This window comes from Paenibacillus sp. FSL H7-0737 (genome assembly GCF_000758545.1).
Lineage (GTDB): Bacteria > Bacillota > Bacilli > Paenibacillales > Paenibacillaceae > Paenibacillus_AQ.
In genome coordinates this window covers 3,884,897-3,899,196 of sequence record NZ_CP009279.1, presented here as the reverse complement: position 1 = coordinate 3,899,196, position 14,300 = coordinate 3,884,897, and the positions used below count along the sequence as shown (strand labels likewise).

12 protein-coding genes are annotated in these 14,300 nt (G+C 43.0%); 9 read left to right on the top strand and 3 right to left on the bottom strand.

What is annotated here, in order from left to right; translation table 11 throughout:
* Window positions 1–57: 57 nt before the first annotated feature.
* Window positions 58–1,752 carry a M3 family oligoendopeptidase gene (locus H70737_RS16905; RefSeq protein WP_042189010.1) on the bottom strand — a complete coding sequence of 565 codons (1,695 nt, stop codon included), beginning with the start codon at window positions 1,750–1,752 and terminating at the stop codon, window positions 58–60.
* A gap of 299 nt (window positions 1,753–2,051) precedes the next feature.
* Here H70737_RS16905 and H70737_RS16900 point away from each other — a divergent pair, with 299 nt between their 5' ends.
* From H70737_RS16900 to H70737_RS31270, 8 genes are all read left to right on the top strand, one after another.
* Entirely contained in the window at window positions 2,052–2,474 is a 423-nt protein-coding gene (locus H70737_RS16900) for a VOC family protein (protein WP_042189008.1), read from the top strand.
* A 226-nt stretch (window positions 2,475–2,700) separates the two neighbouring features.
* Window positions 2,701–3,885 carry a GntR family transcriptional regulator gene (locus tag H70737_RS16895; RefSeq protein WP_042189006.1) on the top strand — a complete coding sequence of 395 codons (1,185 nt, stop codon included), beginning with the start codon at window positions 2,701–2,703 and terminating at the stop codon, window positions 3,883–3,885.
* A gap of 234 nt (window positions 3,886–4,119) precedes the next feature.
* On the top strand, window positions 4,120–5,385 hold the full coding sequence (locus H70737_RS16890) for a glycoside hydrolase family 125 protein (protein WP_042189003.1): 1,266 nt from the start codon (window positions 4,120–4,122) through the stop codon (window positions 5,383–5,385).
* A gap of 42 nt (window positions 5,386–5,427) precedes the next feature.
* Window positions 5,428–6,732 carry an ABC transporter substrate-binding protein gene (locus tag H70737_RS16885; protein WP_042189001.1) on the top strand — a complete coding sequence of 435 codons (1,305 nt, stop codon included), beginning with the start codon at window positions 5,428–5,430 and terminating at the stop codon, window positions 6,730–6,732.
* 65 nt (window positions 6,733–6,797) lie between these two features.
* Window positions 6,798–7,685, top strand: a complete 888-nt coding sequence (locus H70737_RS16880; protein WP_042188999.1) for a carbohydrate ABC transporter permease — start codon at window positions 6,798–6,800, stop codon at window positions 7,683–7,685.
* A 32-nt stretch (window positions 7,686–7,717) separates the two neighbouring features.
* A complete protein-coding gene (locus H70737_RS16875; RefSeq protein WP_042188997.1) occupies window positions 7,718–8,605 on the top strand; it encodes a carbohydrate ABC transporter permease in 888 nt (295 codons plus the stop codon).
* Between the two features lie 33 nt (window positions 8,606–8,638).
* On the top strand, window positions 8,639–9,694 hold the full coding sequence (locus H70737_RS31275; RefSeq protein ID WP_042188994.1) for a glycoside hydrolase family 76 protein: 1,056 nt from the start codon (window positions 8,639–8,641) through the stop codon (window positions 9,692–9,694).
* 12 nt (window positions 9,695–9,706) lie between these two features.
* The gene (locus H70737_RS31270; protein WP_042188991.1) at window positions 9,707–10,768 is read left to right on the top strand and encodes a glycoside hydrolase family 76 protein; all 1,062 of its coding nucleotides are present in this window, start codon (window positions 9,707–9,709) and stop codon (window positions 10,766–10,768) included.
* Between the two features lie 103 nt (window positions 10,769–10,871).
* On the opposite strand, the gene H70737_RS16860 is transcribed toward H70737_RS31270, so the two are convergent.
* Both H70737_RS16860 and H70737_RS16855 read right to left on the bottom strand, forming a co-directional pair.
* The gene (locus H70737_RS16860) at window positions 10,872–11,978 is read right to left on the bottom strand and encodes a glycoside hydrolase family 88 protein (RefSeq protein WP_042188989.1); all 1,107 of its coding nucleotides are present in this window, start codon (window positions 11,976–11,978) and stop codon (window positions 10,872–10,874) included.
* A gap of 135 nt (window positions 11,979–12,113) precedes the next feature.
* Complete coding sequence (locus H70737_RS16855) at window positions 12,114–12,971, bottom strand: AraC family transcriptional regulator (RefSeq protein ID WP_052404323.1); 858 nt, start codon at window positions 12,969–12,971, stop codon at window positions 12,114–12,116.
* Window positions 12,972–13,870: 899 nt separating this feature from the next.
* Here H70737_RS16855 and H70737_RS16850 point away from each other — a divergent pair.
* On the top strand, window positions 13,871–14,248 hold the full coding sequence (locus H70737_RS16850) for a DUF1304 domain-containing protein (protein WP_042188986.1): 378 nt from the start codon (window positions 13,871–13,873) through the stop codon (window positions 14,246–14,248).
* Window positions 14,249–14,300: the final 52 nt, after the last annotated feature.

Here is a 14,300-nt window from a genome sequence, read left to right as displayed (position 1 = left end):
ATCCAAGCCATAAGGCAAGGATTGCTTTTTTTTGTGTTGAGCTTATCAGAGAATGGATTAAAGCTCTTTATCATTAATGCTGTTCAGCCAACCTTCAATATCCCCAATAACGGAGCTAATGCAGCCATCTTCAAATGGTGAAGTCAGACCCGCTAGTTCAACCAGTTTAATAAAGGACTTGCTTCCACCAGCTTGGCATAGCTCCAAATAATCGCTCCAAGCAGATTTGAAATCTTCGTTCGAACGTTTCCAGAATTGGAAGGCACATAGCTGTGCTAGTGTGTAGTCAATGTAGTAGAACGGTGAGGCAAAGATGTGGCCTTGTTTATGCCAGAAGCCCCCTTGTTCCAGATAAGTGTTACCTTCATAATTACGATGTGGTAAGTATTTCTTCTCGATGTCTCTCCAAGCTTGCTTGCGTTCAGCAGGAGTTGCTTCAGGGTTGCTATAAACAAAATGTTGGAATTCATCGACAGATACCCCGTAAGGAATAAACTGAAGGCTGTCAGATAAGTGATTAAAGCGGTATTTATCTGCATCTTCTTCAAAGAACAAATTCATCCAAGGCCAAGCGAAAAATTCCATACTCATGGAATGAATCTCACATGCTTCATAGGTTGGAAAAGCATATTCTGGCACATTAATATTGCGGCTTTCATAAACCTGGAACGCATGACCCACTTCGTGAGTTAAGACATCAATATCCCCAGAGGTGCCGTTGAAATTTGAGAAAATAAAAGGGGCTTGGTATTGGCTGAAATAGGTGCAATATCCGCCGCCTTGTTTTCCTTTTTTGCTTACTAAATCCACCAGATTATTGTCCAGCATGAAGGTGAAAAATTCATCCGTTTCAGGGGAGAGCTCTTTGTACATCTTCTTACCGTTAGCTACAATCCAGTCTGAATCTCCTTTAGGGGTAGCGTTCCCGGTCTTAAAGCTAAAGTTCTCGTCGTAATATTTCAATTCATCTAGACCCAGTCGTTCAGTCTGACGTTTCTTTAACTGCTGGGAGACAGGTACGATATATTCAAGAACTTGTTTGCGGAAATTAGCAACCATTTCAGCATTATAGTCGGTACGCATCATACGGTCATAACCTAGCTGAACAAAGTTGCTGTACCCAAGCTTTTTAGCTATGCCGTCACGGACCTTGACGAGCTCGTCATAGATGCGGTCAAATTCAGCCTCGTGTTCGGACATAAAACCAAACCGAGCTTCAGAAGCGCTTTTACGCATATCACGGTCTGTAGACAATTCGAAAGGTGCGAGTTGAGGCAGTGTACGCTCTTCACCTTCAAAAAGAATCTTGGCAGATGCGATAAGCTGGGAGTATTCAGTTGATAGTTTGTTCTCCAATTGTAAATCTTCAATGATTTCCGGACTAAACGTCCGCAGCGATACTTCAGCAAGCTGGAGTAACTGCGCACCCCATTCCTTTTCAAACTCGGCTCTATATTTGGAATGTACGAGTGCTTTGTAGTAGTTAGTTATGTATTCCTGAACGACAGGCCCGATTTCGTCCATGAATTCTTGTTCGGCTTTGTAAAATTCATCTGTCGTGTTGATAGAATGACGAACGCTAACCAATGTCTGCATCGTGTCAAACTCATTGCGAAGCTTGTTAATGGCAGTGACGGAAGCTTTTTGCACCTCTAGTGGTGATGTGTCGTTGAGATCTTTCAGCAGGGCGTTAAAGTCTTGCTTGAATTTCTCTACATCCGGTCGCTCATAGCGGTAATCATCAAATTTCATAAAAAAATCAACTTCCTTTCTATACCAGATAGTCTCTATTATATAATCTGAACAGCCATTTACGATAGACCTGTGTAAGCTTTTTATGGTCGAAAAAAGAACAAATGTACAAAAGTGTAAAAACTTGTTAAGCGGAATATGGTTTGATATTATCTATGAATATAGTAGATCTTATCAAGAAAAAATGGTCCATCCAGTTATGCGAGAGCAGATGAAGATGTATTGGGAAGAAGTACTGAACACAATTAATGGGCGCACTCGTACAATTTAACGAAACGAAAATAGGAGGCTCGATATAGATGAAACCCCGAATTACAGTAATAACACTAGGCGTGGATGATTTGGAGAGGGCTTTGGTTTTTTACAGGGATGGATTAGGATTCCCGACCGAAGGGATCATTGGCAAAGAATTTGAACATGGAGCGGTTGCCTTTTTTGATTTGCAGGCAGGCTTGAAGCTGGCACTTTGGAATCGGAAAGATATGGCCTATGAGGCAAAGGTTCCATTATCCCCAGCCAGTTCAACAGAAATAACGATTGGCCACAATGTAGGAAGTAAAAAGGAAGCAGATCAGGTTATGGAGCTAGCTCAAAAGGCTGGTGCGAAGATCGTTGACCCTTTACATGATACCTTTTGGGGAGGGTATTCCGGTCACTTTATGGACCCCGATGGGCATTTGTGGGAAGTCGCATGGAATCCCGACTGGGATCTCGAAAATTAAAGGAGTCTATTCAGAGATTTGTTACTTAGCCTCTCTTAAACCGTATTCTCAGAATACGGTTTATCTCTGTTTCTATACGAATCTTAGAATTTTTTCACTTTACACTCTAAACCCTTCCTCCCTCTTTTTTCAACTGCTTCAGTACAAATGTCGACAAACTTAATATATCATGATATATTATTATGTATAAAGATGAAAAAATTAGAGTCAGGAGATAACGAAAGTTATGAATGAGACAACGTCATCCAAACCGATGTATGAAAAAATATTTGATGAAGTGAAGCAGCTTATTGTAAATAAATCCTATGGACAAGGGGAGCGAGTTCCTTCAGAAAAAGAACTGGCCGAAACTTATAATGTAAGTCGGATTACGAGTAAAAAAGCTCTGGAAATGCTAGCCGCCGAGCATTTGATTGTGAGAAAACCGGGAAGAGGTTCGTTTGTGGCTGATCCGGCAGTTGACTACATAGATTCAGTTATGTCTCCTGAGACGACCTCCGACGGGACTGTTTTTAATGCCTTTAACCATGAGGAAAAGACGATTGGTCTGATTATTACCGACTTTGGCAACAGTTATGGAACAGGCTTGATTTATGGGATGGAACAGGCTTCCCGTGATAATGATTGTTTCCTCGTTCTACGAAGAACATTTGGCGTACCAGAGAACGAAGAACAGTCTATTCAGAAGTTGCTTAGCTTGGGTGTAGATGGTCTGATTGTTTTTCCGGCTCAAGGCGAATTTTTTAATGCTGAGATTCTAAAATTGGTGATCGGGCGTTTCCCTTTAGTTCTGGTAGATCGCCATCTGAAAGGAGTAGCGGCTGCTTCGATCGGCACGGATAACATAAAGGCTGCACTTAAAGGGACGGAGTACTTATTTGATCTCGGGCATACTCATATCTCTTTCCTCTCTCCACCTCCAGCGGATACGACCGCTCTTGAGGAGCGGGTGGAGGGGTTTATACAAGCACATGCGGAGCGGGGGATAGCTGTAGATAAGGGGTTGTGGGTTAGTGATTTAACCTCAACATTACCAAATTCCTTTAATGATGAGAATATTGAACACGATATCTCACGGCTAGTTTCTCATTTACAAGAGAATCCAACAATAACGGCGCTTTTTGCCGTGGAATATAATATTGCCCTGCTGGCTAGAACTGCGGTTGAACGCCTTGGGCTGAGGATTCCAGAGGATATTTCGATCATTTGCTTTGATAGTCCACCTACTCCACTCGGATCGGGTTATGCGTTCACTCATTTGCGGCAGAATGAAGAAGAAATGGGGCGACTGGCAGTTGAGAATGTCCTGCAAATTATGAACGGCCAGACTGTATCGAATAAGATAATGCTGGAAGCTGAGTTGATTTCTGGTGAATCTACGTGTTCTGCTAAACCATCTAATTCTAATTAATTTTATGCGATTATCCATAAATTAGTTGTTATAAAAACCTATCTCTTTGGATGGGTTTTTTTGTTTGTTTTAGATAGATGTTTAACATTATAGAAGTATTGATATATCATTATCAATAAATAAACATATTGACATACTAACCACATGACAATATACTAATTTGTGAAAGCGCTTCAAAGGAAAAAGAAAAAGGGGGTATTATAACTGAAAGCAACCAGAGAAATCCCTGAATCGATGAAGAAACTGGCATCTAATGTAATAGCGCAGCTGAGTGATCGTCCAAAATTAGCCGAAATGTTCGAGAAATGTATGGCTAACACCTGGAATACAACCTTAAAAAGAATGGCAAATGGCACCACTTTTGTCATTACCGGAGATATTCCAGCGATGTGGCTGCGGGACTCGGCCGCTCAGGTTAGACCCTTTCTGATCCTTGCCTCCGAGGATGAAGAAATTGCGGACATGATTGAGGGAATTGTACAAAGACAATTCGCCTGCATCCAGCTTGACCCTTATGCGAATGCTTTCAATGAAGAAGTTAATGGAAATGGCCATCAGGAGGATCTTACAGCGATGAGCCCAGGAGTGTGGGAAAGAAAATATGAGATTGATTCATTATGCTATCCGATCCAACTGGGTTATCTGCTCTGGAAGAATTCGGGCCGAACTAGTCAGTTTAATGATTCATTTGTTAAGGGTGTAGAAAGAATTATTGCATTATGGACTACTGAACAGAAACATGAGAGCGATTCCAATTATCTTTTTCAACGGATGAACTGTCCACCTACGGATACATTAGCGCGTGAAGGCAAAGGAACGTTGACAGCATATACAGGAATGACTTGGTCTGGATTTCGTCCTAGCGATGATGCCTGTGACTACGGGTATTTGGTTCCTGCAAATATGTTCGCTGTGGTTGTTTTAGAGTATGTGTGTGAAATTGCCCGAGAGATCCTAAGGGATCAGGAACTGGAATTGAAAGCTAGAAGACTTTCTGAACAGATTAATGAGGGAATACGCCAGTATGGAATCGTAGACCACCCAGAGATTGGGACAGTCTATGCATATGAAGTAGATGGCCGTGGACAGGTGAATTTGATGGATGATGCAAATGTGCCGAGTCTGCTCTCTATCCCTTATTTGGGTTATGTGAGTGCCGATGATCCTATCTACAAAAATACCCGAAAGCTTATTTTAAGTAGCAATAATCCTTATTTCTTCGCTGGAAAGGAGGCTTCTGGTATTGGAAGTCCACATACGCCTAGTCGTTATATCTGGCCTATAGCTTTAGCGATCCAGGGTATGACATCTACCAGCAATGAGGAACAGGAATCCTTGCTTAATCTGCTGGAGAAGACGGATGCGGGCACCGGATTTATGCATGAAGGGTTTCATGTGGATAATCCTGACGAATTTACACGTCCATGGTTCTCATGGGCAAATATGATGTTCTGCGAGCTGGTGCTTATGCGCTGCGGGTTACAAGTTAAGCGGGGTTAATGTCTACAAGTTTTTCAATCGACTCTAAAGGGGATAGAGAACATGAAAAAATGGCTGGTTACCACACTTGCTTTGGTTATGACAGCTTCACTTGCTACGGGCTGCGGTGGCAGTAATGGGTCTACCGGTAAAGAGTCCGGAACTGCAAGTAAATCAGGGAGCGGTGATGGAAAAAAGACGGAGCTTACCTTCTGGGGGGATTGGGGCGGTGAGGGACAGAAACAATTTGAGACCATGGTCGATGCCTTTAATAAATCTCAGGATAAGATTCATGTAAAGTATGTGCTGCAGCAGGATATGATCACGAAGTTCCTGACTTCCGCAACCAATGGCGGCACTCCTGATGTGCTGTTTTGGGATCGCTGGAGAACTTCATTGTATGCTCCAAAAAACGTCCTGCATCCGGTTGACGAATACTTAACACGGGACGGTATTTCCAAAGATGACTTCTACAGCGAATCCCTTCGTGAGCTTTCATACGATGACAAATTATATGGGCTGCCGCTTACCGTAGATGCTCGTGCTCTTTTCTATAATAAGAAGCTGCTCGTAGTTGCAGGACTTCAGCCTCCAACAACATGGGATGAGCTAGAGACGGCTGCTACGAAGCTCACCAAATGGAACGGCAATAAATTGGAAATTGCAGGTTTTTCAATGGGGGATTTGGGGCTTTTTAATATGTATCTTCAACAGGCTGGCGGTACCATGCTTACGGAGGATGGAAAGACCAATTTTAATAATGATAAAGGCAAACAGGTGCTAGAGTTCTGGGATCGCCTGATGAACAAAGATAAGGTGTATAAAGTAGGGTTTGAGCTTGGACTTGGGGAAGGGCAAGATGCTTTTGTCACAGGCAAAGTTGCTATGTTGTATTCCGGTCCGTGGATGCTCAGCACTTATAACAAATATGGTAAAGATCTAGATTATGGAATCGTTCCCCCTCCAGCTGGACCAAACGGGGATAAAGGCAGTGTTATGGGCGGATTTGGACTAGTGATTCCAGAAGGCTCCAAACATAAGGAAGAGGCGTGGGAGTTCATTAAATGGTGGACAGCGAACAAGGATAACGCATTGCTCTGGGCCAAGACCAGTCTGAATCTGCCTGGCTATAAGCCGTCTATGGAAGATCCATTCTTCAAAGATGATCCCAAGTGGCAGCCGTTTCTAGAAACACTGGAGTTCGCTAAGGTTCGTCCAAACCACCCTGGTTATTCCGTGATGGAAACCGACGCGTTGGCACCCAATTTGCAGCTAAACCAGCAGAACAAGCTGAGTATTGACGAAACCTTGAAGAAATCACAAGAAGAAGGCGACAAAATGCTAAAGGATAATGAGGTAGTGAAGTAATAAGTAAGACATTTGAAGTAAGGGGGAGGTCTTGCCTCCCTTTTGCTTAGGAGGGGGTAGCTGAAATGGCTTCCATCAGAAAGCTAGAGAAACATCAGGCGCGGACAGCTTATTTGTTTATTACACCAACGGTGTTGCTATTTACAGTATTCACGGTCATCCCCGTGGTAATGGCGTTGTATTTAAGCTTTACCAATTACGATGTACTTAGTAGAAATGATTGGATCGGTTTTGATAACTATCGCCGTTTGATAGAAGACAGTTTGTTATGGAAAACATTCCGAAATGTATTTTTTTATTCGATCATTTTCGTTCCGCTAAATATCCTGATTTCGCTGCTCCTCGCGATTCTACTTAGTCGAAGCTGGCGTGGGGTGAAGCTGTTCCGCACTCTGAATTATCTGCCAACTCTTACATCCGCCGTTGCTGCTGCTACCGTTTGGATCTGGCTTTTGCATCCTGAATTTGGTTTGGTTAACGGATTGTTGTCCTATGTTGGGATTACAGGTCCAGCTTGGTTATCCGAGACCCGAACAGCGATGTTGTCCATTATTATGCTTACTCTCTGGCAGTCGGTAGGTTCTAATATGATTATCTACTTGGCAGGTCTGCAAGGTGTGCCTGACTATTTGTATGAATCCGCAAGGCTGGACGGTGCCAATAAACTGGATTGTTTCCGGTATATTACTTGGCCGCAACTACGTCCTACGACCTTTCTAGTCAGCACGATGGCAATCATTGGTGCGTTACAGTTGTTCGACCAAGCTTTTGTACTGACGCAGGGTGGTCCAGCGAATATGACGAAAACTCCGGTTTATCTGATCTATCAACAGGGCTTTAATCAATTACAAATGGGGTATGCGTCTGCACAAGCTTTTGTGCTTGCTGTGGCGATTCTCATATTCTCACTTATAAACATGCGGATCACAAAGGCGGAGGAGTCCATTGTATAAGCGGGCTTGTCATGCAGAAAGGGGATAGAGGTATGGATACTAGTGGAAGTTCGTTATTAAAAAGACGCTTAAGTAAATCTATTTATTATATAGTGTCCATTGTTATTGCAATCGTAATGTTTCTACCTTTCTATTGGAGTGTTCTTACATCTTTGAAGCCTGACGAAGAGATATTCGCCATGCCCATTCGGTGGTTTCCTTCACATTTGACCTTAGAGCACTATCGTAAGGCGTTTACAACGGTTCCATTTGCCCTCTTTTTCTGGAATTCACTTGTGCTTGCTGTAGCAGGTGTACTGGCGAATCTGTTTTTTGGGTCGATCAGTGGCTACGCATTCGCAAAGTTGAATTTTAAGCTCAATAAGCCAATATTCCGCGTGCTGCTAGCGGCGATGATGATACCGGGCATAGTGACGATGATCCCTACAGTTTATGTCATGCGTCATATTCCATTTTTCGGAGGTAACGATATTTTTGGCAGTGGGGGGAACGGGTTGATGAACTCCTTCTGGGGGATTATTCTTCCGGGGGCTTCAGGAACTTTTGCTGTGTTCTTTATGCGGCAATTCTTTCTTACCCTACCTAGTGACATGATGGAAATGGCCCGGATCGAAGGCTGTGGAGAGTTTAAGATATTTTGGCGCATTTATTTGCCGCTGACCAAACCAGCGCTGGCGACTTTAAGCATCTTTACTTTTCAAGCGGGCTGGAACAGCTTCCTATGGCCCATGATTGTACTGAATGACCCGGATAAAGCAACGATTCAGATGGGACTTCAAGCCTTCTCCTATAATTTCCAAACAGATTACGGTCCAATGATGGCTGGTGCGCTTGTTGCGATTCTGCCGATATTGGTGCTCTTTCTGGCACTTCAGCGTTATTTTGTGCAGGGGATTGCATTCAGTGGCATAAAAGGTTAATTCTATAAAAATCGAATCAGGGAGAGAGTTTATATGAACCAATTGGAGATCGGGATTTGGGAGGAACGGGCGAATCAAGCACAAGCTGCGCTGGATTCATTATTCTGGAATGACGCGATCAAAATGTACAATATAGAAACACCTTGTCCAAACGGAGAATGTAATACCATTTTTCATTATTGGTGGATGGCTCATGCTGTGGATGTATTGGTAGATGGATTACAGCGAACTAGAGAGGAATGGTATGCCGAACGGCTTTCCGCGCTTCATGAAGGTCTTTTGCGACGAAATGGGGGAGTGTGGCCCAACGAGTTGTATGATGATATGGAATGGATGGCTCTCGCGTGGCTCCGTGCCTATCAAGCAACAGGAGAGGAAGTTTATAAAGATACAGCCCTTCTTTTATGGGAAGACATTCAGACAGGCTGGAACGAGCATATGGGTGGTGGGATCGCTTGGCAGAAGTCACAGTTGGATTATAAAAATACACCTGCCAATGCCCCAGCAGCTATACTGGCGGCTCGTTTGTATCAAGCCTTCGGTGAAGCTGAGAATCTAGAATGGGCGCTAAAAATTTATAGATGGCAAAAAAAGCATCTGGTAGACCCGACGACGGGTTTTGTATGGGATGGCATGAATCGCACGGGCAATGGCCAGATCGATAAGGATTGGAGATACTCCTATAACCAAGGTATCTATATTGGCGCAGCTGTAGAACTCTATCGTATCACTAAGGACCCATCCTATTTGGAGGATGCCCGATTAACTTTTTCCGCTGCTGCTCATGAGCTTGCTGAGGCTAAGGCGGGTGTACTTCCAGACGAAGGAAATGGAGATGCTGGATTGTTCAAAGGAATCCTGATTCGGTATACGGCAGAATGGGTCAAAGCTGATGCCGCAGCTGTTGAAGCTGTCGATTTTCTGCGTAGGAATGCTGAATCTCTCTGGGAGCAAGGAAAGTCAGAGGACGCAGCTTTGTTTGGCACGGATTGGACTTTGTCATCTACTGGTGTAATTCAGCTCAGCTCCCAGCTTAGTGCAACGAAGTTATTGGAGAAGATGGCTGAATTAACTAAGGATCAGATTTGAGGTGAACTTTTAATGACACAAGCAAAAGAAGCCCTAAAAGCGCTTAACTGGCAGGAAAGGTCGGAGTGGTTCCAACAATGTCTAGAACGTAATTATTATAATGCGGAGACGGGGATCATGAATCAATGGTATCCCAGAGAGTATAACGTTGCAGGTGAGAATTTTTATTACTGGTGGCAGGCTCATGTCATTGATATTCTAGTGGATGGCTACGAGCGTAGCGGAGATCCTGCATATTCACTGAGAATCAAGGAATTGAGTGAACATCTCCAAGCTTATAACGGTGGGACTTTCAGGCATAATTACTATGATGATATGGAATGGACAGCATTGGCGCTGCTACGAGCTTATCGGGCAACTGGATATGAATCCTACTTAGGTGCTGTGCTAGATCTATGGGAGGATATAAAATCAGCTTGGAATGAACATTTTGGAGGCGGTTTGGCCTGGAAGAAGGATCAGCTCGATTATAAAAACACACCTGCCAATGCACCAGCCGTCATTCTAGCAGCTAGGTTATATGAACTTTTTCAAAAGCAGGAGGATCTGGAGTGGGCACTCCGTATCTATGAATGGAACAAAACATATTTAGTGGATCCTGCGACTGGTTTTGTGTGGGATGGAATGAACAGACTCGGGGATGGCCAGATTGATTTCGATTGGGAATTTACTTATTGTCAGGGAGTGTTTCTAGGTGCGGGCTTAGAGCTGTATAAGAATACGGGGGATGTCCATTACTTAGAAGATGCGAATCGAACTGCTAATACATGTATTGATCGTCTATGCGATCCGATGAATATGATGTTGCCTGATGAAGGCATCGATGATACTGGATTGTTCAAGGGTATTCTGATTCGTTATCTGGTTCAACTTTGTGGAGAGGTTCCTGAGGCTAGCAGGATTCGTGAGGTAATCATGGCCAATGCTCGGCAGTTGTGGGAAAAAGGTCTCGATAAACAGCCGGGTCTTTGTAGTCCATCGTGGGAATTGAAACCGGAGCTTCCGGTTCAACTGAGCATTCAACTCAGTGGCTTGATGTTGCTGGAAGGGGCCGCTGTACTCATGAGGGAATAGCTTAAAGGCGTATAAAGAAGCTTCTCATTTTAAATGGTGCAGTGATCTTCCATTTAATGTAGAGAAGCTTCTTTTTTGTTATTATAAATTAATCGTTTATCTGTTAGAAAATCCGATGTTTCCAACCATTCAATTTAGCGACAGCTTCAATATAATAGTAGTCTCCATAGATCAGCGATACATCGATAAAGGAAGTGCCGCTGCCCGTTCCATGCAATAAAATCGCTTCATGCTCTGGCTGCTCCCAAGTCGCGTAATTTTCGGTCAGTGAGCGGAGAATTCGCTCCGCTGCATTAGCGTAGAGGCTTTTTTCGCCTACAGGTACGATCGCTGCAAGCTCTAACAAACCTGAAGCGGCGATAGATGCCGCAGAGCTATCTTTGAACATCCGTTCGTCATCCGCTAGACGGAAATCCCAATAAGGAACTTGATCCTCAGGTAAAGCCGAGATGAAATAATGGGCAATCCGCTTTGCGGTGTTCAAGAACCGTTCATTTCCACTGTGGCGATAGGTATTGATGAAGCCGTACAGCCCCCAAGCCGTTCCACGGCTCCATGAGGATTCAGCTGAAAAACCTTGACCGCCAAAATTCTCAATATATGCCCCAGTCTCCGCATCGAAAGATAGAATATGTTTGGTTGATCCATCCTCGCGAATACCATATTGCATCGTCGTCTCTGCATGGCTAATAGCAATATGCTTATACCGTGGATCACCAGTTACTTTGCTGGCCCAGAACAGTAGAGAGATATTCAACATGCAGTCGATAATTACCCAGCCATATTTATCTTCATTCCATGCGCGGATGAATTTGCCTACAGGATTATAGCGGGCAGCGAGGAAATTCGCCGCTTCAATCCCCCTACGCAGGGCATCTTCGTCACCCGTAATCGTATGTTTGATTACAGCTGTCGGAAGGAATTGAAATCCTACATCGTGATGCATCTCAACCGTTGGTTTGATAAACCATTCCTCCAAGGTTCCGTCCCAGTGCCAAGCGGCTTTCTTGTATAAGTCTTTTCCAGTCATATCATGCATGATCCAGAGTAGCCCAGGCCAGAAGCCAGTGGTCCACCAGTCTGAACCAATATCATCAAATTTTCCATTTTTCCCTGCAAAATGTGGGCATTTGTCACCAATCTGCTTTACCATCTGTTCTACTTTTGTGTCGAGTCTGCACATAAGCTCTTGCCAATAGGATGATGTCATAATTACTGCCTCCAGTGTGGTGGTTAAGATATTATGAGTATAGCTTTCCTAGTGGCTGAAAAGTTTTGTTTTGCTACAATGAAATGTTCGAATATTGTCATGATGGAGGGTTGGAGGATGGTGAAAATGTTGGCGTTAATTATTCTTTCTATATTTTAATGGCGTTGTTCCGAGGACTTTTTTGAACAATTGATTGAAATAGGAGGCGTTCGGGAAACCGACAATGATTCCGATTTGCTCCACAGGCAGGTCTGTCGTTCCTAACAAGCGGCAGGCTTGTTTGATTCTCCGGGCTGTCAAATAATCCACGAGCCGTCCGCCGGTCTCTTGATGAAAGATTCTAGAGATATAGGATTTGGACAAATGAATTTCCTCAGCCAGCTGATCCAGATTAACCTCCTCATGATAATGCTCTTCGATAAAGCTCATGATTTTTTCAGAATAGCGCAAGGTCCGCCGTTCTCCTGATTGGAATATCTGCTGATCTCCTGTCTTGATACTGCTCAATAATTGAAGGATTAACATCGAAATGTCTTCGGTATTTTCGCTTGGATTTCTTTTTTTATTGTGATCATATTGCTCCAGAATCCACTCCACAATTTCAACACGATTTTCAAGATCAATGGCGCAATACGTATTTTCCCCTCGCCAAAGTGTTGTGAATAAAGCTTTTCTTTTCGAAAATCCCACTAGCAGGTTCTCCGCAACATGTGGATCAATATAGAAGATGGATCTTTCAAAAGGACAAGTGGGAGAGACCTCAGAATAGATCCGGTGCAGCTGATAGGGCTGGAAAAAGAATAACATCCCCCTGCAGATATCGTACATCTGCTGATTGACAACAACATTTCCCTGACCGCCATGCACGAACATGATTTCACAGCATTGATGCCAGTGATAATAACCTTTGTAATAGTCGTCTGTATATATTTTGTAATCCCAAACTAAGGTCTTATGTTCTTCAAAAACAACGGCTTCGAATAGCTGCTTCATAGGCCCTCCAAGATGACAAAATACAAACATTTTTTTATTCCATTATAACTTTAAGGGTTATGAAAGCGATACAATAAAAATGAAATGAGCAATTCTATCGGGAGACAGGCCGCCATGTTAGATTACATAAACAGAAGCCCAGAATCCAGAATTCAAAAGCTTAAAGCTGAACTCGACTTGAAAACTGCAAAAGTGCAGTTTTTATCAGTTCATTAGGTGTTGGTTAAGGATATTGCTGCAAATATACACGAATATGACTCTAAATTAACCTTGGTTATCTTAAAATTAGTGAAAAACTGTATTTATGCAGGAAAACTCCTCCGTGGATGAATATAGGACTTAAAAGATGTAAAATTGCAGGATTTCTACAAGCGGTTCATCGCGTTGGGCTGGAGTTCATACTTTACAACAGATGATTGATATTTAAATGAATCTCTACATCAATTGGGCGTAATGGGCGAGCAAGCGTATAGGCAAGTCGGATGATTTCCCGTTCCGCCACACTCTCCAGACTAACTGACATGTGGACCAAAACCTTTGATTTCGATGACTAGCTTCACATACCGAGTGATGTATGCAAAGTCACAGAAATAGGATTGACCCCGCCAATCGAGCACTTCGAATTCAACAAAAGAACGTCCCGATCCATTCAAAAAGGAATGAATCGGGACGTTCTTCGTCTCGTACATTTAATTATAGTTAAGATTCTATTAGTTGACCAGACGAATAGGACTTTAAAACTTCATAAATCAGTAGCTTGATTTCCGCATTCTTTTGTTGATTACTAAGAAGGGGATTTGAGTGGCTTTAATATGAAAATGATGATGGAATGTACAACTTTCAATTAATGTGTGATACAATTAAATTGTACACAATTTAAATTAAGGGGAGTTAATCAAATGATCATAGCAGGTAATATCATGGTCGGTCTTGTTGCGTTAATACATATTTATATTGTCTATTTGGAAATGTTCGCTTGGTCAAAGCCCAAAGGGCTTCGAGTTTTTGGAATGACGCAGGAAGTTGCGGATGCTTCTAAAACTCTAGCAGCGAATCAAGGGTTGTATAATGGATTTTTAGCTGCTGGTTTAATTTGGGGACTGGTTCATCCGAATGTGAATTTCGGCCACCAAGTTGTAATCTTTTTCCTCTGCACTGTTATAGTGGCGGCGATTTATGGTGCACTGACGGTGAAAAAATCTATTTTGTTTATGCAAGGCCTTCCAGCTTTCATCGCTTTAATACTAGTAGTTTCGACTTATTTTCCTGTGACTTAAGCAGAAGCGGCAACTAACTGTTTGCGAGCAATACCCTTAAAAAAAGTTAATC